Genomic DNA, 19,807 nt, shown 5'->3' with positions numbered 1-19,807 from the left:
GCTGTGCCTTCAGCGCCGGGCCAGCGCGCGGGCGCAGTCGCTGACCAGCGCCGGGCCTTTGTAGATCAGGCCGGTGTAGACCTGCACGAGGTCGGCGCCCGCGGCGATCTTGGTGCGGGCATCGTCGCCGCTGAGCACGCCGCCCACGCCGATGATGGGGTAGCCCACTGGCAGCGCTGAGCGCAGCAGGCGGATGACGCGGTTGCTGGCCTCGAACACCGGCGCACCCGACAGGCCGCCCGTCTCGTTCGCGTGGGCCAGGCCCTGCACCTTGTCGCGGGCGATGGTGGTGTTCGTCGCGATGACGCCGTCGATGCCGTTGGCCGTCAACGTCTGCGCGATGACGCTGACCTGGTCTTCGTCCAGGTCGGGCGCGATCTTCACGAACATCGGCACCTTGCGGCCGCTCCGGCTTTCCAGTTGCAGCTTGCGTTCCTGCAGCGCGCCCAGCAGCGCGTCCAGCGCCTCGTCGCTTTGCAGCGCGCGCAGGTTCTTGGTGTTGGGGCTGGAGATGTTGACGGTGACGTAGTCGGCATGCGGGAACACGCCTTCCAGGCCGATCAGGTAGTCGTCGGCCGCGTTCTCGATGGGCGTGGCGGCGTTCTTGCCGATGTTCAGGCCCAGGATGCCGCCAGCCTTGCGGAAGCTGTGGGCACGCTGCACGTTGGCGATGAAGTCTGCCAAGCCTTCGTTGTTGAAGCCCAGGCGGTTGATCAGCGCGTTGGCCTCGGGCAGGCGGAACATGCGCGGCTTGTCGTTGCCGGGCTGGCCCTTGGGCGTAACGGTGCCCACCTCGATGAAGCCGAAGCCCATCGCGCCCAGGCCGTCGATGCAGCGGCCGTTCTTGTCCAGGCCGGCGGCCAGGCCGATGCGGTTCGGAAAGCGCAGGCCGGCGATGGTCACCGGGTCGCTGACGCGCTCGCCGCACCACAGCGCCTGCGCGGGGGTGTTTTGCAGCCGGGCGATGCTGTTGAGGGTAAGTTCGTGCGCGTGTTCGGCGTCGAGGCCGAACAGGAAGGGGCGGGCGAGGGCGTAGGGAATCAGCGGCATAGCCCGTGATTGTCGCCAAGACCGGCGGCATGCGAGCGTGGCGGCGGCCGAGCGGTGACAATGGCAGGCTGTATTGGGAGCCCGGTCATGACATCTCTGGACAACGCGCAGCACGATCGCCACGCCTTCGAGGACGAGGGCGGCGCACGCGACAAGACGCGCGACACCACCCGCACCGACGACACCCGCATCGGCGCCGTGCGCGCGCTGATCAGCCCCGCGCTGCTGCTGGAAGAGTTGCCCATCCCCGATGAGACGCTGGAACTGGTCGCGCGGGCGCGCCAGGAGATCAGCGATGTGCTGCATGGCCGTGATGACCGCCTGCTGGTCATCGTCGGGCCGTGCTCCATCCATGACCATGACCAGGCGATGGACTACGCCCGCCTGCTGAAAGTGGCCCGCGAAGAACTCAAGCGCGACCTGCTCATCGTCATGCGCGTGTATTTCGAGAAGCCGCGCACCACGGTGGGGTGGAAGGGCTACATCAACGACCCGCGCCTGGACGGGAGCTTCCACATGAACGAGGGCCTGCGCCTGGCGCGTCAGCTGCTGCTGGACGTCGCGGCGCTGGGCCTGCCGGCCGGGACGGAGTTCCTGGACTTGCTGTCGCCGCAGTACATCTCCGACCTGATCGCCTGGGGCGCCATCGGCGCGCGCACGACCGAGAGCCAGAGCCACCGCCAGCTCGCGTCGGGCCTCTCCTGCCCGGTCGGCTTCAAGAATGGCACGGACGGCGGCATCAAGGTCGCTAGCGACGCGGTGCTGGCCGCCAGCAGCGCCCATGCCTTCATGGGCATGACCAAGATGGGCACGGCCGCCATCTTCGAGACGCGCGGCAACACGGACTGCCACGTCATCCTGCGCGGTGGCAAGGCGCCCAACTACGACGCGGCCTCGGTCAACGCCGCGTGTGACGCGCTGAAGGCTTCGGGCCTGCGCGAGCAGGTCATGATCGACTTCTCACACGCCAACTCCAGCAAGAAGTACGAGCGCCAGGTGGATGTGGGGCGCGACGTGGCGGGGCAGATCGCCGGCGGCGATGCACGCATCACCGGTGTGATGATCGAAAGCCATCTGCAGCCGGGCCGTCAGGACCTGGCTGAGGGCCAGACCCGTGCCGACCTGAAGCCGGGCGTGTCTATCACGGACGCCTGCCTGGGCTGGGCGCAGACCGAGCCGCTGCTGCGCGAACTCGCCGTCGCCGTGCAAAAGCGTCGCAGCTGACGCTGGCTGGTCGCCATTGGCGCCGGCAGGCGGTCGCCTGTCGCATGCCGGTGGTGGCGTGCAGGCGCCGTTCGCATCATCCGGTCATCCCTTACCTGGAGACCGAGATGAAACATGTTCTGGCTGCGGTGTGTCTGGCGGTGGCTCCGCTGTGGTGCCTGGCGACCGAGGTGACGCTGGAGATCGAGGGCCTGGATGCTGACCGCCTGCAGGGCGCCACGCTGATGGTGGGCGTGTACACCGTGCCGTCAACGTGGTTGGGGCGGCCGCAGGTCGGCCATCGCATCACGCTCACGCCCGCGGCGGCGCCTGGTGGCCGCTACAAGCTGGTGCTGAAGAACCTGCCCGCCGGGCCGCTGGCGATCAGCCTCTTCCAAGACGTCAACGCCAATGGGCGCCTGGACATGGGCGCGCTGGGCATTCCCACGGAACGCTACGGCTTCTCCAACAACGCCCGCGGCCAGTTTGCACCGCCAAGCTTCGAGCAGGCCCTGCTGACGCCGGTGGCCGGCCAGCTCCTGAAGATCCGCATGAGTTGAGCGCGCAGCAGCACGTGTTGGCGGCGCTGCACGCAGATCGGCGCGCGGTGCCTCATCAAGCCAGCGGCTCCTGCCATAGGGCCTGACCCTGTCCCTTGAACATGGGCCTTCGATGGCCCGTCAGGGCTGGCCGCATTGACAGCCGCCAGACCCGCACCTATGGTCGCCGTCGCCATTGAAAGCGCTTTCAGAAAGCGGTTTCAGATGAGCTGACGGGTGACCGGCAAGCAGTTCGTCGTCGCCACGTCGGGGCTTTTCCCACGTAGAAAACTGGAGACGAGACATGCTGAATCTGAAGGCCCATGCGGCCATCGCCACTCTCTGCCTGGCCGGTGCGGCCGGTGCGGCCACCACCAACGGCATCGCCAACGGCGGCTTCGAGGTCGTCAATGGCAACCAGCCGGTCGGCTGGGTCGGTGCGGACTCGTCCGCACCCGTGCTGTCCAACGACGCCCACTCGGGTGCCCACGCCATGCTGCTGAGCGTGCCGGGCGGTTTCGGCGGCTCCGGCATGCTGCAGGACTCCGTCGCGCATGGCGGCCTGGCCGCGCTGACGGCCGCCAACGTCGGCGACACGCCGGTGCTGAGCTTCTGGGCCAAGGGCGATGTCAGCCCCACCGGCAACGCCAAGTTCGGGCTCAGCTACATCGGTGACAGCGGCGTGCTGTACGACAGTGGCCTGCAGTTCTTCCACGGTGATCTCAGCACCTCGACGTGGAAGCAGTTCAGCTTCCAGGCTGCCGCCATCCCGGCGGGTGCCAAGGCGGTCTACCTGCTGATCAACACGGCCGTCGGGCCGCTGGAGGGGGGGCGCGTCAACGCGGTCTACATCGACGACGTGCAGCTCACGCTGACCACCGCCCCGGTGCCCGAGCCCGAGACCTACGCGCTGCTCATCGCCGGCCTGGGTGTCGTCGCTGCCGTGGCCCGCCGCCGTCGCGCCTGACGCCAAGGAGAACCCGCATGCAACTCCACGCACTTTCCAAGATCGCGGCTGCCACGCTACTGCTGGGCGGCCTGGCCGCCCAGGCCGGCGCGCAGACCGTCTTGCTCGACACCTTCGACGCCGACACCAGCTACCTGACTGGCTGGCCCAACCCGCTGCGCTTCGGCGAAGACGTCGCCGTCGCGTTCGAGCTCGGCAGCGCCGCGTCCATCCAGTCCATCCTGACCTCCATCGTGCGCGTCGGCGACAGCGGCGGCGTCACCTTGGGCGTCATCGCCCGCAACGGCGCGCTGCCGGGCAGCCTGAACTGGCTGCACAGCACCCATATTCAGCCCACATCTGTCGATGCCTTCGTGCACAACACGCTGGTGTCGCCCACCGGCTGGACGCTGAACGCCGGCAGCTACTGGCTGGTCGCCGTGGCGGATGCCGGTTTCGACGGCCAGTGGCAGAGCGCCACCGATGCCGGGCCGGCGCCCTATGCGGTGAGCACCTCGACTGGCGTGTGGCAGACGGTGGACAGCGGGTTCACCGGCATGCCCGGTGCGCGCATCACCGTCACCAGCGCCGTGCCCGAGCCCGCCACCTACGGCCTGATGCTGGCCGGTGGCCTGCTCGTCGCCGCGGCCGCGCGCCGCAACGCCCGTCAGCAACAAGGATGAACCCCATGAAGCTCCAACACCTCCTGGGCGGCCTGTTGTTGGCCGCCGGCAGCCTGGCGTCGGCCAGCGTCACCAGCCCCGTCATCGGCAAGCTGCTCTGGTCTGAGGAATTCAACGGCGCGGGCCTTGACGGCAACGTCTGGGCCGCCAGCAACGGCAACGGCTGCCAGATCGGCCTGTGCGGCTACGGCAACCAGGAACTGCAGACCTACACGCCCGGCAACCTGAGCATCGTCAACGTGCCTTTCGAGCCCGCCACGCGCGCGCTGGCCATCACGGCCCGGCGCGAGACGGTGGGCAGCAACCAGTTCACGTCCGGCAAGGTGGACACCGCCGGCAAGGTGCAGGTGAAGTACGGCCTCATCGAGGTGCGCATGGCCACGCCCAAGGTCGGTGTGGGCCTGTGGCCGGCTGCGTGGCTGCTGGGCACCAGCCCGCAGGCCTGGCCGCGCAAGGGCGAGATCGACATCATGGAAATGGGCGGCCGCCAGCCGGCTGGCCTGCCGGCGATCTCGCCGGATCAGTTCGTCGGCGCCAACGTCATCTTCTTCCACCAGGACGCCTGCGTACCCGGCAACGAGACCTGCGCCGCGTCCACCGCCTGGCAGACCAAGAACTGGTACACGCCCAGCCGCTCGCTCGCCAACCGCTTCGTGACCTACCGGCTCTACTGGACGGACACGCAGATGCGCTTCACGGTGCTGGACAACGGCCGCGAGTACGACATGTACAAGGCGCCCATCACCATCGCGTCACCCGCGCTGCAGGCGCCGTTCTACCTGCTGCTGAACATGGCCGTCGGCGGCAACTTCACGCCGGCGGCCACGCCGGCCCAGGTCACCGCGCCGCTGCCCGCCACCACCTATGTGGACTACGTGCGCGTCTACGAGCTGGACGGCAAGGGCGAGGTGAAGCTGGGCGTGGGCATCACCCCCGAGGTCGGCAAATTCGGCGTGTTCACCGACACCACGCCGGTCGAGAACAAGCAGGAGCTCGGCGCCTCGGCGGACTTCTTCATCTGGAACAACGGCGCCATGCGTGGCGGCAACATCCCGGCGTATGAGGGCGCCAACGTCATCGCGCTGGACTACTTCGCTCCCGGCCAGTGGTTCGGCGGCGCCATCGCGTCGCGGCAGGTGCACGACATGAGCGGCTTCCGGGGCGGCCACATCAAGCTGAAGATCAAGGCGCCGGCCAACGTCGCCTTCCGCATCGGCGTGCTGGACACCTACACCAACCACAACTGGGTGACCTTCCCCGCCAACCAGACTGCCTACGGCCTGGTGCGCAACGGCGAATGGGGCACGGCGACCATCCCCGTGGCCGAGATGGCGGGGCAGCTCGTCGCGCTGCAGTCCATGAACTCGCTGTTCGAGTTCCTTAGCGTGGACGGCGCCGTGCCGAACGCGCCGTTCCAGATTGCCTTCGACGACATCGTGTGGGACTCCGGCGTCGCCGGTGTGGCCCCGGTGAAGGTGGCGGCGGCCAGCACGGTCACGGCACCGGTCGTCAGCGGCAGCGCGACGCAGAGCGGCGCGACGACGCTGGACTTCAGCGCCACCGCGTCGGGCTGGGTCGACGTGCACTACACCGTCAACGGCGGTGAGGCCCGCACCGTGCGCATGCGACAGGACGGCAGCCGCAGCCGCTTCACGGCGGGCGGCCTGCAGCGCGGTGATGTGGTCGAGTACCGCTTCACGGCCTGGGATGCGCAGCGCCAAGTGGCGACTGACTCGGTCGCAAGAACGGTGGTCATGAAGTGAGTCCGAGCCGGGATGGGTGGCAGGCGCCACCTGTCCCGGCAAAATCACGGCATGAACCAAGACCAGCTCAAACAACTCGTCGGCCGCGCTGCGCTCGACTACGTCACCCCCGGCCAGATCGTCGGCGTCGGCACCGGCTCCACGGTGGATTGCTTCATCGACGCGCTGGCGGCCAGCGGCATCGCCATCGCCGGCGCCGTCTCCAGCTCGGAGCGTTCCACGCAGCGCCTGCAAAAGCACGGCATTCGCGTGCTGGATGCCACCGAGGTCACAGGCCTGACCGTCTACATCGACGGCGCCGACGAGATCGATGGCAACGGTTACATGGTCAAGGGCGGCGGCGCCGCGCTGACGCGCGAGAAGATCGTTGCCGATCTCGCCGACAAGTTCGTCTGCATCGCCGACGAATCCAAGCTCGTGCAGACGCTGGGCAAGTTCCCGCTGCCGGTGGAAGTCATCCCGATGGCGGCCGCGCAACTCGCGCGCCGCTTCGCCGCGCTGGGCGGCACGGCCACGCTGCGGGCCGGTGTCATCACCGACAACAGCTGCCACATCCTGGACGTGACCGGCCTGTCCATCACCGACCCGCTGGCCTTCGAGGCCGAGGTCACGCTGTGGCCCGGCGTCGTCACGGTGGGCGTGTTCGCGCGCAACAAGGCCCAGGTCTGCCTGCTGGGTGGCGCTGACGGCGTCCGCACGCTGAGCTTCTGAGCCCGGGCGCGCGCCGCCCGCTCAACAAAAAGGGGCGCCGATGGGCGCCCCTGATGGCGAGTGAGCCCGGCGAGGCTCAGAACGTTTCCCAATCGCCATCGTCGGCGGGCTTGGGTGCGGGCGCCGGGGCCGGGCGGGGGGCGGCGGCCGGTGCCGGCGACGCGGCGACCGGCTTGGGCTGCGGCTTGGCGGTGGCGGGCTTCGCCGCCGGTGCGGCCGTCGGCTTGGCCAGTGGCTTGGCCGCTGCGGGCTTTGCCGCAGCCGGCTTGTGCACCATCGGGGCCTTGGCCGTCACGCTGCGTGCGCTGGCGCCGCTGAGGCGGAACACGCTGATGACCTCGGCCATGCGGCCGGACTGCTCGCGCAGGCTCTCGGCCGCCGCAGCCGATTCCTCGACGAGGGCGGCGTTCTGCTGCGTCATCTGGTCCAGTTGCACGACGGACGCGTTGACGGAGGCGATGCCCTCGCTCTGCTCGCGGGCGGCGGCGCTGATCTCGCCAATGATGTCGGTCACGCGCTGAACGCTGGCCACGATCTCCGTCATCGTGGCGCCGGCCGCCTCCACTTGCTGGGTGCCGGAGTCCACGCGCTCGACGCTGGCGCTGATGAGGCTCTTGATCTCCTTGGCCGCTTCGGCACTGCGCTGGGCCAGCGTGCGCACCTCGCCCGCGACGACCGCGAAGCCACGGCCCTGCTCGCCAGCGCGGGCGGCTTCCACAGCCGCGTTCAGCGCCAGGATGTTGGTCTGGAAGGCGATGCCGTCGATGGTGCCGATGATGTCGTTGATCTTGCGCGAGCTCTGGCTGATCTGATCCATCGTGGCGACCACCTGCGACACGGCCTCGCCGCCGCGCTGCGCCACGGAGGCGGCGGAACTGGCGAGCTGGTTGGCCGTCATCGCGGCGTCGGCCGTCTGCTTGACCGTGCCGGTCAGCTCGGCCATGGCGGAGGCGGCGTTCTGCAGGTTGCTGGCGGTCTGCTCGGTGCGCTGGCTCAGGTCCAGGTTGCCCGTGGCGATCTCGGCGCTGGCCGTGCCGATGCTGTCCGACGCGCCACGCACTTCACCGATGAGCTTTTGCAGCGAAGACTGCGTGTCCGACAGTGCCGTCATGAGGCGGCCGATGTCGTCCGATCCGCCGCCAGGGATGGCGTGCGTCAGGTCAAAGCGGGCCAGCGCTTCAGCGGCCTCGGTGGCGGCGTGCAGGCTGGAGCCCTTGCCGCCGCCGGCCGTGGCCAGGCCTGCCACGCCAACCACCCAGGTCAGTACCAGGCTGGCCCACAGCCAGCCCTTGGCCGAACCGGCGTTGTCGCCCAGCCCGGAGAGCGCTACACCAACGCCCACGGTCACCACGCCCAGCACCACGCCAAGCGCCACCTTCAGTCGTTGCGAACCGTTGCCAGAACCGAACATGCCGTCGTCTCCAAGAGTCAAGGGAAAGCCGGCCGTGCCGGCAACAGCGCGCAGTGTCGTACCGGCCCCAGCGGGGTGGGTGCGTGATCAGGGGCTCAAACCGGCAATAGTTGCGCGAACCGGGCCTCAGCGGCCGGGCCGCCGCTGGCGGCGCAAGGGGAAGCGCAGCGGGTCGACGGCGTCCAGCAGGTCGGCTTCCAGCGGGCGCGGGCTGCCCAGCGCCAGCGCCGCCACGAGGCGCCCAGCCAGTGCGGCCCACGTGATGCCGCGCGAGCCGAAGCCGGTGCACACCACCAGGCCCGCGCGGCGTGGCTGCAGGCGCAGTTGGGCCGCCGCGTCGCCGGTGGCGGCCAGGCCGCCGATCAGTGGCAGCCGGTCGGGCGTGACCAGCCGCCAGCCCACGCGGCCGGCCAACGGCAGCGGGGCCATTGGCGCAGGCAGGCCGCCGAGCGCCGCATGGCGCGCGAGGTTCTCGGCCTGGTCGGACTCGCGCAGGCTGGGGTCGAGGTCGCCGTCCTGCGCCGTGGCGCCACACCACGCGCCTCCTTGGCCGTCGGCGATGGTGTAGCCGCCGCCCGCCACCGGCACGGCCGGCTGCCAGCGCGAACGGGCGATGTGCGTGAGCTGGCCGCGCTGTACGACCAGATCGGCCGTTAGCCCGTCCGCCAGCGCGCCCAGCAGCGGCACCTGGCCGTGCCCGCCGGCGAGCACGACGAGAGGCGCCTCGTCGATCACCGCCCCGTCGCTAGCCAGCAGCTGCCAGCCCTGTGCCGTCTCGCGCAGCGCCGCGACGGTGGTGTCCATGCGCATTGCCGCGCCGCTGGCCGCGAGCATGGCGCGGGTGTAGGCCGCCGGGTCCAGCGCGCCGCCGCCCGGGTAGAGCCAGGCGGGCTGGCCCAGCGCGGCGCCGGCCAGGGCAGCGGCGGCGTCGGCCGACAGCGCCTCGACATAGCCCGGCACCGTGGCCATCTGCGCCACGGCCAGCCGCGTTTCCAGGCGCAGCAGCCCGGCCTGATGCGGCAGGCCCAGCTCGGCCAGCAGGGCCTGCGTGGCCAGCGCGGCGGCGCGGTTGAGGCGGGCGTGTGGCCCGTCGTCGGGGTTGAGCGTGCCGTGGAACAGCCCGGCCGGGTTGCCCGAGCTGGCCTGGGCCGGGCCGGGCCGCGCATCGAGCACGGTGCAGGCGACGCCTGCGCGCTGCAGCGCCAGCGCGCAGGCCGCGCCTGCCAGGCCCGCGCCCACAATGACGGCGCGCCGCGCCTGCGGCGCCAGCGGCTCGCGGCCGGCGGGGCGCTGCGGCGTGTGGCGTGGTGCGAAGCGGGCGACCGTCATCTCGGGCTTGTTGGCGAAGCCGGGCGCCAGCCCGACCTCGAAGCCCAGCGACGCCAGCGCGCGGCGCATGGGGCGGTGGATGCTCCAGGTCGCCGCCGTCGCGCCCGGCCGCGCATGGCGGGCCAGGCTCTTCAGCAGCCAGTCGTCCCACAGCGCGGGGTTGAGCTTGGGCGAAAAGCCGTCCAGGTAGATCGCATCCGCATCCAGCACCAGCTCGCGCAGCAGCTCGCGCGCATCGCCCAGGCCCAGCAGCAGTTCGACGCGGCCGGCCTCGAAGCTCAGCGTGTGCAGCCCGGCCGTCAGCGGCGGCCAGTGGTCGATGAGTTGCGCGGCCAGCGCGGGCAGCTCGCTGGCCGCATGAGCGCGCTGCAGGTCGTCGCGGCTCAGCGGGTGCTTCTCGGTGCTGACGAACACCAGCCGCTCGCAGCGGGCCGGGTCTTGCCGCCAGGCGTCCCAGGTGGCGAGGAAGTTGTTGCCCAGGCCGAAGCCGGTCTCCAGCACGACGAAGCGCTCGCGCCCCTGCCAGCGGCCGGGCAGGCCGTTTCCGCCCAGGAACACATGGCGGGCCTGGGCCAGCGCGCCGGCGCGGGCGTGGTAGAGGTCGCCGTACGCGGGGGCCTCGGGCGGGCCGTCGGGGCTGAAGCTCACCTGGGCCGGTGTCATTGCCCAGGGCGGAAGCGCCGTCATGCGCCGCCCCCGGCCTGCAGCAGGATGGCCAGCGCGGCGCCCAGCAGCAGCGGCAGCGCCAGCGCGGGCATCACCTCGCGGGCAAAGCCCCAGCCGCCGGCGGCCACCGCGGTAATGCCGCGCGTGAGGCTGTTGCAGCCGAAGGCCAACAGCAGGCCCACGAGGGCCTGGTGCTGGCTGATGCCGCCGCCCGACTGCAGGCCGGCGAGCGACGCGATGGGCGCATGCACGTCGGCGAAGGCGGCCAGCGCCACGGCACCGTACAGGCCGGTGGCCCCGAACTGGCCCTGGGCCCAGCTGACGGCCACGGCCACGCCGCTGAGCATCAGCGACAGCAGCACCGCCTCGCGCAGCCGCAGCGGGCCGCGCCGGCTGGCGGGGTCGCTGGCGATGTCCGCATGCGCCTCGGCCTCGCGCGAGCGTCGCGCCAGCAGCCAGCCCAGCCCGCCGCAGACCGCGATGCCCTGCAGCGCGATGGGCAGCACTGCCAGCCCGAGCTGCGGCGCCATCGCGAACAGCATGGCCTGCGCCTGCAGCCAGGTGGCGCAGGTGGACATCACCGCGCCCGATGCGCAGGCCAGCCGCAGCGCCGGCTGGTGGCGCGCCTTGGCGCCCATCGCGGCGATGGTGGCCGTGCTGGACACCAGGCCCGACAGCAATCCGGACAGCGCCAGCCCCGCCTGCGGCCCGGCCAGCCGCAGCGCGACATGGCCCACTGCCTGCAGCGCCAGCAGCAGCAGCATCAGCCCCATCAGGGAGTTCGCCTTCATGCCGGCCAGCCAGGGCAGCGGCTGCTGCGGCATCAGCGGCAGCACCACCAGCGCCAGCGCGCCCAGCAGCAGGCCGTCGTGCAGCTCTTCCTCGCGCAGCATCTCCGTCGCGAAGCGGTGCAGCCGCGTGCGCGCGGCCAGCAGCGCCGTCAGCACGACCGCCGCCGGCGCGCCCAGCAGCGGGGCCTGCACGCACAGCGCACCGATCAGGCAGGTCACCAGCAGCGCCAGCGCGCGGGTGAGGCCGGGGTCGCGGCCACGCGCAAGCGAGATGGCGGCGAGCGCCGTCACGGCCAGCGTGGTGGCCACCAGCAGGCCGGGCAGGGCCATGGCCTGGGCGAGGCCGCCGGCCACGGAGGCCAGCGTGTAGGTGCGCAGGCCGGCCGCCTCGCGCCGGCCGCCGCGCGGCTTGTGGCGCTCGCGCTCCAGGCCGATCAACAGGCCGCTGCCCAGCGCGGCGGCCAGGCCGGTGAGGAGCTCGCTGGAGACGCCGAAGGCCAGCGCGTCCATCACCACGCGACGGTCTCGCCGTGCTGGGGCACGCGCACGGCCCAGCCCAACTCGTCCTGGATGCGGCTGCGCAGCGCGTCGGCGGCGGCGGGTTCGCCGTGCACGACATAGACCTGCTCGGGCGGCCGGGGCAGCGCGCGCAGCCACTGCATCAGGCCGTCGGCATCGGCATGGCCGGAGAAACCGTCCAGGTGGCTGATCTCGGCATTCACCGGCACCCAGCGCCCGCGGATCTTGACCTCGCGCTCGCCGGCCACCATGCGCGCGCCGCGCGTGCCGCCGGCCTGGAAGCCGGGGAAGGCGATATGGTGCTGCGGCTGCGGCGCCAGCGTCTCCAGGTAGTTCAGCACGCGGCCGCCGGTGGCCATGCCGCTGGCCGAGATGACGACGGCCGGCTTCGCGCGCGGCGCGGCCAGGCTGGCGGCGAGCTTGAGGCTCTGGGCCTGCTTGGTGACGTAGCGCACACGGTCGGTCAGGCTGCGTGCCTCGCTGGCGCTGATGCGCAGCAGCTTGGCATGCTGGATCGTCAGCTCGGTGGCCTGCTCGGCCATGGGGCTGTCCAGCCAGATGGGCACGTCCAGCGGCAGCTCGCCGGCATTGCGCAGGCGCTGCAGCACCAGCAGCAGCGCCTGCGCGCGGCCCACGGCGAAGCTGGGCAGCAGCACCGAGCCGCCGCGCTTGAAGGTGTTGCGCAGGATCTGCGCCAGCCGGGCCTGCGCGTCTTCCGGCGCATGCAGCCGGTTGCCGTAGGTGGACTCGATCATCACCACGTCCGCCGCCGGCGGCACCTGCGGCACGGGCATCAGCAGGTCGCCCGCGCGGCCGATGTCGCCCGAGAACAGAAGGCTGCGCCCGCCGTGGCTGACGTGGATGCTGCTGGCGCCCAGCAGGTGGCCGGCCGGCGTGAAACGCACGTCCGTCTGGCCCAGGCGCAGCCGGCCGTCGCGTGGCAGCGGCGCAAACTGCTTGAGCGTGGCCTCGGCCTCGCGCACGCTGTACAGCGGCTGGGCCTTGTCATGGCGGCTGGTGCCGTCGCGGTTGGCGCGGCGCGCGTCTTCCTCTTGCAGGTGGGCGCTGTCGCGCAGCAGCACCTCGCAGAGGTCGCGGGTGGCCGACGTGGCGTAGATGGGGCCCTTGAAGCCCTGGCGGCGCAGCGCCGGCAGGTAGCCGCAGTGGTCCAGATGGGCGTGGGACAGCAGCACCGCGTCGAGCTCGGTGGTCGGCCCTCCCAGCGGCATCCAGTTGCGTTCTCTCAGCGCCTTGAAGCCTTGAAAGAGGCCGGCGTCCAGCAGCAGGCGCTGGTCACCCAGCGTCAGCAGATGGCGCGAGCCGGTGACGGTGTCGGCGGCGCCGAGGAAGGTCAGCTTCATGGGGCTCCCAGGGTTTGCATCTGGCCGGATTCAAGCACCTGCACGGCCGGGCCGTCTTGAGAGAGCGCAAGCCGCAGCGCGCGGGCGACGCGGTCGGCGCGGATGGGGCGCCAGGCGGCCGGGATCACCCCGGCCAGCGGCCGCGCCAGGCGCAGGCTCCAGGCCTCGGCCGCGCGGGCGGGCTGGCCCAGCGCCTCGCGGTGGCCGTCCAGCAAGGAGGGCCGGGCGATGACGAGGCGCTCAAAGCCCAGCGCCATCAGCGCCTGCTCCGCTTCGCCCTTGACGCGGTTGTAGAACACGCGCGAGCCCGCATCCGCGCCCAGCGCCGACACCAGCGCGCAACGCGTGGCGCCAGCCGCACGTGCCGTGCGGGCGACGGCGACGACGGTGTCCAGGTCCACCGCGCGGAAAGCCTCCCGCGAGCCGGCCTGCGCCAGCGTCGTGCCCAGTGCGATGTAGAGCCGCCCCGGCGCAGGCAGCCCGGCTGGCAGCGCGCGCAGGTCCACCACCGCCGGCGCAACACCTGGCACCGCCTGGGCGGCCGGCAGCGGCCGGCGCAGCAGGGCCAGCACCGGTTCGCCCGCCGCGCTGGCCTGCCGCAGCAGCTCGCGGCCCACCAGGCCGCTGCCACCGGCCACCCAGCTGGTGTGAGAGGCAGCGGCGGGTGGGGCAGTGGGGGCTGTAGACATCTCGAGCGGGGAGGGAGTGCGGGCAAACACGGGCGGCGGGCCGCATCTTGCAGCATGCGGCACTCCTAAAATTTTCGCGATGAACTTTCGACCCGCTTTTCTGCTGGCAGCCAGCCTGGTGGCTGCTGCCCCTTCTTCAGCCCAGCCGCCCCAGCTCACCCGCGAGGAACTGGCCGCGACCACCGTGGAGGTGACGCCCGAGCGTGACGCGGCGGCCAAGTACATGGGCGAGCGCAGCGCGACGCTGTACGCCATGGGCGCCAGCTGCCGCAAGCTGCTGCGCATGCCGGCCCCGAGCTGGGGGCAGCCCGAGGCCAACGCCTGGGATCAGCACCATTACCGCTACAGCGCGGCGGTGTCGCGCTACATCCAGAAGCGCCAGGCGTTCAATGACGGCCTGAAGAGCTACATGGCTGCGCGCGAGCGCATCGAAGCCGCCTCCGCGCAAGGCGAGAAGGACGCTGCCGCGTGGCTGAAGGCTGCGCCTGACCGCGCCCAGGCCTGCCAGGATTTCTTTGCCGACAGTGCCGCGGGGCGCCTGAACCTGACGCCGGAGCATGTGCACACGCCAGTGCTGGAAGACCTGGCCCGCCGCCTGTTCGACCCGCGCACACCCGCGGCGGCGGCATCGGCGCCCTGACCCGGCGCGCGCGGTCCGCCCGTGGCCGCGTCAGGGGCTGGTGAACCAGGCCTCGACGCGGCGGTTCGGTGGCAGGGGCCGGCTGTCGGCCAGGAAGGCATGCGGCCCCTGGGCCAGGGCCTTCTGCCAGGTCTTGTCATCAGCCAGCACGGGCCCGTCTGCGCCGACCAGCGCGCGCCTGAACTCCACCACCACCACCGCGCCGGCCTGCACGTCCAGTTCGAGCGGCTTGCCCCGCTCGCGGTCGTAGGGGTCGATGACGTAGCGGCCGGGCGGCACGGCCAGCAGCGCATGCGTGAAGGGGTCCATCGGCGGCGTGATGCCAGGTATGGGCGGGTGCTCGTCCTTCATCCAGGCCTCGGACGCCCACCAGTCCTTCTTGATTGGCGGCGCGACGTAGGGCTGATCCGCCGGCCGTAGATCGAAGACCTTGCTTCGCCGGAAGTCCCGCAACCCGGACGTGAAGTGGTTGTTCACGAAGGCGATGGCACCCTGTGTGTCGGACCGCCACCCGGCGATGTCCGCGGGCGCCACCCACTGCGACCCTGGCACCGGGGCGTGCGCACGGGTCTGACCGCGCTGGCCCAGCATGGAGGGCAGGGTGTAGGCGAAATAGCGCTTGAGGTGCAGCTGCATGCCCCAGATGCGGCCCTTCTCGTACACGTCGTCGGTGTAGATGGTGCGCAGCGCGTGCCACAGCAGCCGCTGCTCGGTACGGTCCCACAGCGCTTCCTCGACGGTCCAGCGCATGCGCGGCACCAGCCCGTAGGGGTTGGTCTCCGCGTCGTAGATGCGCCAGCGGCTCAGCAGCACATGGCGGCGCTGCGCCGGCACATCCAGTTGCGCCACATGCGCACCCACGTCGCGCTGCTGCCAGGTCTGGCGCGACAGCCGCACCGGCAGTGCGCCTGCGTGGCTGTCCGCATAGGTGGCCAGCTGCCGGCAGAAGAACTCCACACCGGGTGCCACGGGTATCGGCACGCTGATGCCGATCAACTTGGTGAAGCGGGGCTTGCAGTACTCATCGCTGGCTTCCACGACGACCTCGATGTCCTCGGTGGCCAGCGTGTCGGGCAGCGCGTCGCGCCGCACCTCCAGATCGTGGGCGTTGTACTGGTTGGGGCCCCAGGGGGCTTCACGCAACTGCGCCTGTGCGGCGGGGGCGGTCAGCAGCAGGGCCAGCAGCACGCCGGCCAGCGGGCAGAGAACACGCAACGCGGGAGTGACGGTCATCCTTCAGTAACTCCAGGGGTTCAAATCAAGAAGCCAGCAAGGTTAGCAGCGCCGCGGTATCCAGCGGTGCCGCTTGGCCGTCGCCTTCCAGCATGCCCTCGGCCAGCCCGCGCTTGTCGCGGTGCAGCTCGACGATGCGCTCCTCCACCGAGCCCGCGGTGACGAGCCGGTAGACCGTGACCGGCCGCTGCTGACCCATGCGGTGGGCGCGGCCGCTGGCCTGGTCTTCCGCAGCGGGGTTCCACCACGGGTCGACGATGAGCACGTAGTCGGCCGCCGTCAGGTTCAGGCCGAAGCCGCCGGCCTTCAGGCTGATGAGGAACACGTCGCCGTCCCCGCCCTGGAAGGCGGCGGCGCGGCGGGTGCGCTCGGCCTGCGGCGTGCTGCCGTCCAGGCGCTGGTGGGCCACGCCCATCTGCACGAGGCGTTCGGCCAGCAGATCCAGGTAATCGGTGAACTGGCTGAACACCAGCGCCTTGTGGCCACCGGCCACCAGCTCGCGCACCAGATGTTCGAACTCGGCCATCTTGCTGCCCACCAGGCCCAGCTCGGGCGACACGAGGCGCGGGTCGCAGGCCGCTCGGCGCAGCCGCATCAGCTCGGCCAGCGCCTGCATGGGCGCGCCGCGCTCGGGGTCGGCGGCGGCCTGGGCGACGGCGGCGCGCGCGTCGCGGCGCAGCGCTTCCAGGAAATGGCGCTCGGCCTCGCTGGGCTCCACGCGGTGGACGATCTCGGTGCGGGGCGGCAGGTCTTGCAGCACCTGCGCCTTGGTGCGGCGCAGCAGGAAGGGCGCGACAAGGCGGCGCAGCCGCGCCCGGGTGGCGGTGTCCTGCTGGCGCTCGATGGGGCCGGCAAAGCGCTCGTTGAATTGCGGCGCCGTGCCCAGCAGGCCGGGGTTGACGAGGTTCATGATGGACCACAGGTCGGCCAGCCGGTTCTCCACCGGCGTGCCCGACAGCGCGAGCCGGAAGTCGGCGTCGAACTCAGCGACGGACCGGGCGCGTTTGGTGGCGGCGTTCTTCAGCGCCTGCGCCTCGTCCAGCACCAGGCTGGCCCAGCGCCGGCTGGCAAAGCCCTCGGCGTCAATCTGCGCCAGCGCGTAGCTGGCCACGATCACATCGCCCGGGCCGGCGGCGCGCAGCAGCGCCGTGCGGTCGGCGGCTTCGGCATAGACCTGCACGTTCAGCCCCGGCGCGAAGCTGGCGCTTTCGGCCGCCCAGTTGCCGCAGACGGACGTGGGCGCCAGCACCAGGGCCGGCCCGAGGGCACTGCGCTCGACCAGCAGCGCCAGCGTCTGCACGGTCTTGCCCAGGCCCATGTCATCGGCCAGGCAGGCGCCGAAGCCGGCCGCCGCCAGGCGGCTCATCCACGCAAAGCCCTCGGCCTGGTAGGTGCGCAGCTGCGCGCGCAGCGCCTTCGGCGGCTGCGGTTGCAGCGCGGCGGCGGCGCTCAGCTGGGCGAGGCGGGCGTGCCAGGTCTTGTCACCGCCCAGCTGCACGCCGGCCAGGCCTTGTTCCAGCCAGGCGGCGCCGGCCTGCGGCAGCTGCAGCTCGCCCTTCTTGACCTGGCCCAGCGCGTCCAGGTCGCGGAGCTGCTGGCGCAACTGCTCGGACAGCGCCAGGTAGTGGCCCTCGGCCAGCCGCACGAAGCGGCTCTTGCTGGCCCGGCTCAGCGCCAGCAGCTCCTGCAGCGCCAGCACGCGGCCGGGCTCGACCTGCACCTCGCCGCTGACGCCCAGCCAGTCGCGTCCGCTGCTGACGCTGATCTGCACCGCCTGGCCGTTCACGGGCAGCACGCGCACCGGCTTGCCCTTGGGCCAGGCCAGCGCGGCGATGCCGGGCAAGGCAGGCAGGCGCTCGACGGCGGCCAGGGCTTCTTCCGCGTCGGCGAGCAGCCAGGGCTGGTCGGGCGGCTGCTCGGGGGCCAGGAAGGGCAGGGCGTCCAGCACGGCGTGACGGTGCGCGGCCTCGGCGGCGAGGTCACGCTCGGTGGCCAGGCTGACGCCCTCGTGCAGGCACATCAGCCGCTCGCGGCCTTGGCCGGGCGTGACGGCGGGGCCGAAGTCGCCGAAGGGCTGGGCCACCAGCAGCAGCTGCAGGCCCTCGCCCTGCGGCGTGAGGCGGGCATGCAGGCGGCTATCGCCGGCCACGCGCTGGCCGGCCTCGGCGTCGGAGTGCAGCTGGAAGTGGCCGGTCAGCACCTGCAGCGCGGCGCCCAGCTCGGTGGTGGCGTCGGCCGGCACGCGCCAGCCCTGCGCCACCAGCTCGGCCACGCGGCGCTGCGTGGGCGTGATGCGGATCAGCCGCGCGCGGCCCGGCCCCTCGCGCAGCACGCGCTGGGTGTTGCGGCGCTCGCGCTCGGCTTCGGCCTGGGCGCCAAACAGCGCGCCCACGTGCGGCGCGTCGGTGGCGATCAGCGGCGGGTGCAGGTGGAATTCGAACGCTTCGCTGCCCTCATGCGCCACGCGGCGCACCTCCAGCTCGGGCAGCCCTTCGCTGAGCTCTACCCACTGGCCCGGCGCGTCGGCAAACATCAGGTGCGGGTGGCCCAGCAGCGCCACCAGCGCGGCGCTGACGTCCAGCCGCAGGTCGTGAACGCCGGCCCAGGCATCGCGCTCGATGTGGCGCAGCACGAGGTTGTCGCGGCTGCGCTGCGCGCCCTGCTTCTTCAGCTTGGCCAGCGTGACGGCCTTGAACTTGCGACCGCCGCGCGCGCCGGTGCTCATCTCCAGCGGCTCCAGCGTGTGCACGCGGCCGGCGGCGTCCAGCGTCAGCTGCCAGGCCAGCTCGACCTTGTTGGCGGCGTCGCCGGGCTTGCCGTCGTCGCTGAGGCCGGCGATGGCGGCGAGCGCATCCCGCCAGGCCGGGCGCGGCGCGCTGAGCATGGGTACCACGCGCGTCGGCGCGGCGCCACCCAGGTGCAGGCGCTGCAGCGCGTCGGACAGGTACTCCGCCAGCAGGGCCTGCTCGGGCAGCAGGGCGTTCAGCAGCAGTGCGGCCTGTGCGGGTGTCCAGCCCGGCGCCGGCTTGCCCAGCCAGGCGCACAGCAGCAGGCGGTCCTCGGGCGCGGCGTCGCCGGGCGCATGGGGCGCGAACGCGGCCTCCAGAAAGCTGTCCTCGCCCAGCCGTACGCCGATGCCATGCGCCCACAGGCCCCAGGCCTCGTAGGCCGTGGGGCTGCGCGAGCCGGACTCGGCGATGGCGTATTTGCGCGCTTTCGCCCAGGCCTTGGGGTCGTCCTGGGCCAGCAGCGCCAGCAGGTACCCGCGCGCGGTGTCCAGCGGCAGCGCGCCACGGCGGCTGCGGCCGGCGGTGTGGATGGCCTTGATGGCGGCTTCGAACGCCGTCGCGGCCTCGGCCCAGCGGCCGGCCGTCAGCGCGCGGGTGGCGGCCAGCAGCGTGACGCCGGGGCCGGTCAGGCCGTCGAGTTGGCGCTCGGCGTCGTCCAGCGCCAGCGCCTGGAGGTGGGCCTCGGCCAGCCGCGCGCGCATGGGCAGGGCCAGCGGGCCGGGGTGGGCGTTCAGCCAGGCGCGCAGCGCGGCGCGCACCGAGTACTGCGGCCGCAGCACATCCAGCACCAGGCCCAGCAGGCGGTCGCGCAGTTCCGGGTCGAGCTGGCCCAGCAGGCGCGGGCACAAGGGCTCGGTCAGCGCCTGCACGGTGAGCAGCGGGGCCTGCAGCGCGCTCAGCCGGGTGCTGAGCAGCGCATCGAACTCGGCCGCCGGCATGCCGGAGAACAGCATCAGGCGCAGCGCGGTGCGCATGTCGTCCTCGTGCCGGAAGTTGACCCAGCCCACCGGCTCGCGCCAATCGCCGCGGCCCGGGCCCTGCAGCCACAGGAAGCGGCGCCAGTGGTGTTCGGCCTGCGGCGTCAGCAGCAGGTCCTGCAGGCGCTCGACATGGTCGGCCAGCGCGACGCGCGTGCCCTTGCCCAGCAGCGACTCGGCTCGGCCCTGGGCCACCAGCGCCTGCAAGCCGTCGCGCACGGACGCGAGGTCGAAGGCGCTGCCATCGGCGCGCCGGCACTCGGCCAGCTTCAGCCACTGCAGCAGCGTGTTGATGCTGACGGTGCCGCCCAGCAGCAGCGCGGCATCGACCAAGGCCTGCAGGTCCGCCTCGGCCAGCGATGTGGATGCCGGCTGGTGAGCAGCGCTGGCGTTGCGGGCTCGGCGCAGCATCTCGTCGCCACTGACGAGGCTGCCGTCGGGCAGCGGGAACTTGAGGACGTTGTCGATGGGGGGGCGGGCCATGGCGCGGGATTAGATCAGCCAAGA

Annotated in this window: 15 protein-coding genes; 7 read left to right on the top strand and 8 right to left on the bottom strand. The window is 71.9% G+C overall.

Annotation, left to right across the window (positions count from 1 at the left end; all coding sequences use genetic code 11):
• Window positions 1-9: 9 nt before the first annotated feature.
• Complete coding sequence (locus NYO99_RS06300) at window positions 10-1,050, bottom strand: quinone-dependent dihydroorotate dehydrogenase (RefSeq protein ID WP_268166237.1); 1,041 nt, start codon at window positions 1,048-1,050, stop codon at window positions 10-12.
• A gap of 87 nt (window positions 1,051-1,137) precedes the next feature.
• Between NYO99_RS06300 and NYO99_RS06295 the strand changes: the two genes are divergently transcribed.
• From NYO99_RS06295 to rpiA, 6 genes are all read left to right on the top strand, one after another.
• Complete coding sequence (locus NYO99_RS06295) at window positions 1,138-2,274, top strand: 3-deoxy-7-phosphoheptulonate synthase (RefSeq protein WP_268166236.1); 1,137 nt, start codon at window positions 1,138-1,140, stop codon at window positions 2,272-2,274.
• Between the two features lie 107 nt (window positions 2,275-2,381).
• Complete coding sequence (locus NYO99_RS06290; RefSeq protein WP_268166235.1) at window positions 2,382-2,813, top strand: DUF2141 domain-containing protein; 432 nt, start codon at window positions 2,382-2,384, stop codon at window positions 2,811-2,813.
• Window positions 2,814-3,096: 283 nt separating this feature from the next.
• Window positions 3,097-3,759 carry a PEP-CTERM sorting domain-containing protein gene (locus tag NYO99_RS06285; protein WP_268166234.1) on the top strand — a complete coding sequence of 221 codons (663 nt, stop codon included), beginning with the start codon at window positions 3,097-3,099 and terminating at the stop codon, window positions 3,757-3,759.
• Between the two features lie 17 nt (window positions 3,760-3,776).
• A complete protein-coding gene (locus tag NYO99_RS06280; protein ID WP_268166233.1) occupies window positions 3,777-4,421 on the top strand; it encodes a PEP-CTERM sorting domain-containing protein in 645 nt (214 codons plus the stop codon).
• 5 nt (window positions 4,422-4,426) lie between these two features.
• Window positions 4,427-6,184: a glycoside hydrolase family 16 protein gene (locus tag NYO99_RS06275; protein ID WP_268166232.1), complete on the top strand. Its 1,758-nt coding sequence runs from the start codon at window positions 4,427-4,429 to the stop codon at window positions 6,182-6,184.
• A 51-nt stretch (window positions 6,185-6,235) separates the two neighbouring features.
• A complete protein-coding gene (rpiA, locus tag NYO99_RS06270; RefSeq protein ID WP_268166231.1) occupies window positions 6,236-6,895 on the top strand; it encodes a ribose-5-phosphate isomerase RpiA in 660 nt (219 codons plus the stop codon).
• A gap of 76 nt (window positions 6,896-6,971) precedes the next feature.
• Here the strand turns inward: rpiA and NYO99_RS06265 are convergent, their stop codons facing one another.
• The 5 genes from NYO99_RS06265 to NYO99_RS06245 form a co-directional block, all read right to left on the bottom strand.
• Window positions 6,972-8,306, bottom strand: coding sequence for a methyl-accepting chemotaxis protein (locus tag NYO99_RS06265; protein ID WP_422395474.1), 1,335 nt, complete (start codon window positions 8,304-8,306; stop codon window positions 6,972-6,974).
• 126 nt (window positions 8,307-8,432) lie between these two features.
• Entirely contained in the window at window positions 8,433-10,322 is a 1,890-nt protein-coding gene (mnmC, locus tag NYO99_RS06260; protein ID WP_268166229.1) for a bifunctional tRNA (5-methylaminomethyl-2-thiouridine)(34)-methyltransferase MnmC2/FAD-dependent 5-carboxymethylaminomethyl-2-thiouridine(34) oxidoreductase MnmC1, read from the bottom strand.
• The gene (locus tag NYO99_RS06255; RefSeq protein ID WP_268166474.1) at window positions 10,319-11,602 is read right to left on the bottom strand and encodes an MgtC/SapB family protein; all 1,284 of its coding nucleotides are present in this window, start codon (window positions 11,600-11,602) and stop codon (window positions 10,319-10,321) included. Before NYO99_RS06255 ends, mnmC begins: the two co-directional genes overlap by 4 nt.
• Window positions 11,602-12,972, bottom strand: coding sequence for an MBL fold metallo-hydrolase RNA specificity domain-containing protein (locus NYO99_RS06250; RefSeq protein WP_268166228.1), 1,371 nt, complete (start codon window positions 12,970-12,972; stop codon window positions 11,602-11,604). The genes NYO99_RS06255 and NYO99_RS06250 overlap by 1 nt, the downstream gene beginning before the upstream one ends.
• A complete protein-coding gene (locus tag NYO99_RS06245; RefSeq protein WP_268166227.1) occupies window positions 12,969-13,661 on the bottom strand; it encodes a Rossmann-fold NAD(P)-binding domain-containing protein in 693 nt (230 codons plus the stop codon). The genes NYO99_RS06250 and NYO99_RS06245 overlap by 4 nt, the downstream gene beginning before the upstream one ends.
• A gap of 79 nt (window positions 13,662-13,740) precedes the next feature.
• On the opposite strand from NYO99_RS06245, the gene NYO99_RS06240 reads away from it, so the two are divergent.
• Entirely contained in the window at window positions 13,741-14,301 is a 561-nt protein-coding gene (locus NYO99_RS06240; protein WP_268166226.1) for a hypothetical protein, read from the top strand.
• A gap of 30 nt (window positions 14,302-14,331) precedes the next feature.
• Here the strand turns inward: NYO99_RS06240 and NYO99_RS06235 are convergent, their stop codons facing one another.
• Together NYO99_RS06235 and NYO99_RS06230 are read right to left on the bottom strand one after the other, a co-directional pair.
• A complete protein-coding gene (locus tag NYO99_RS06235; protein ID WP_268166225.1) occupies window positions 14,332-15,534 on the bottom strand; it encodes a hypothetical protein in 1,203 nt (400 codons plus the stop codon).
• A gap of 25 nt (window positions 15,535-15,559) precedes the next feature.
• Window positions 15,560-19,783 (bottom strand): DEAD/DEAH box helicase, encoded by a 4,224-nt coding sequence (locus tag NYO99_RS06230; RefSeq protein WP_268166224.1) that lies wholly within the window; start codon window positions 19,781-19,783, stop codon window positions 15,560-15,562.
• Between the last annotated feature and the right edge of the window lie 24 nt (window positions 19,784-19,807).

The sequence above is a fragment of the Roseateles hydrophilus genome (assembly GCF_026712245.1).
Classification (GTDB): Bacteria; Pseudomonadota; Gammaproteobacteria; order Burkholderiales; family Burkholderiaceae_C; genus Pelomonas; species Pelomonas hydrophilus.
Note: the sequence above shows the minus strand (reverse complement) of the source record. Positions and strands in the feature narration are given on the sequence as shown.

Coding starts and splice junctions, on each gene's coding strand:
- NYO99_RS06240 (WP_268166226.1), top strand. CDS start 13,741: ATGAACTTTCGACCCGCTTTTCTGCTGGCAGCCAGCCTGGTGGCTGCT.
- NYO99_RS06245 (WP_268166227.1), bottom strand. CDS start 13,661: ATGTCTACAGCCCCCACTGCCCCACCCGCCGCTGCCTCTCACACCAGC.
- NYO99_RS06250 (WP_268166228.1), bottom strand. CDS start 12,972: ATGAAGCTGACCTTCCTCGGCGCCGCCGACACCGTCACCGGCTCGCGC.
- NYO99_RS06300 (WP_268166237.1), bottom strand. CDS start 1,050: ATGCCGCTGATTCCCTACGCCCTCGCCCGCCCCTTCCTGTTCGGCCTC.
- NYO99_RS06255 (WP_268166474.1), bottom strand. CDS start 11,602: ATGGACGCGCTGGCCTTCGGCGTCTCCAGCGAGCTCCTCACCGGCCTG.
- mnmC (WP_268166229.1), bottom strand. CDS start 10,322: ATGACGGCGCTTCCGCCCTGGGCAATGACACCGGCCCAGGTGAGCTTC.
- NYO99_RS06290 (WP_268166235.1), top strand. CDS start 2,382: ATGAAACATGTTCTGGCTGCGGTGTGTCTGGCGGTGGCTCCGCTGTGG.
- NYO99_RS06280 (WP_268166233.1), top strand. CDS start 3,777: ATGCAACTCCACGCACTTTCCAAGATCGCGGCTGCCACGCTACTGCTG.
- NYO99_RS06295 (WP_268166236.1), top strand. CDS start 1,138: ATGACATCTCTGGACAACGCGCAGCACGATCGCCACGCCTTCGAGGAC.
- NYO99_RS06285 (WP_268166234.1), top strand. CDS start 3,097: ATGCTGAATCTGAAGGCCCATGCGGCCATCGCCACTCTCTGCCTGGCC.
- NYO99_RS06235 (WP_268166225.1), bottom strand. CDS start 15,534: ATGACCGTCACTCCCGCGTTGCGTGTTCTCTGCCCGCTGGCCGGCGTG.
- NYO99_RS06230 (WP_268166224.1), bottom strand. CDS start 19,783: ATGGCCCGCCCCCCCATCGACAACGTCCTCAAGTTCCCGCTGCCCGAC.
- rpiA (WP_268166231.1), top strand. CDS start 6,236: ATGAACCAAGACCAGCTCAAACAACTCGTCGGCCGCGCTGCGCTCGAC.
- NYO99_RS06275 (WP_268166232.1), top strand. CDS start 4,427: ATGAAGCTCCAACACCTCCTGGGCGGCCTGTTGTTGGCCGCCGGCAGC.
- NYO99_RS06265 (WP_422395474.1), bottom strand. CDS start 8,306: ATGTTCGGTTCTGGCAACGGTTCGCAACGACTGAAGGTGGCGCTTGGC.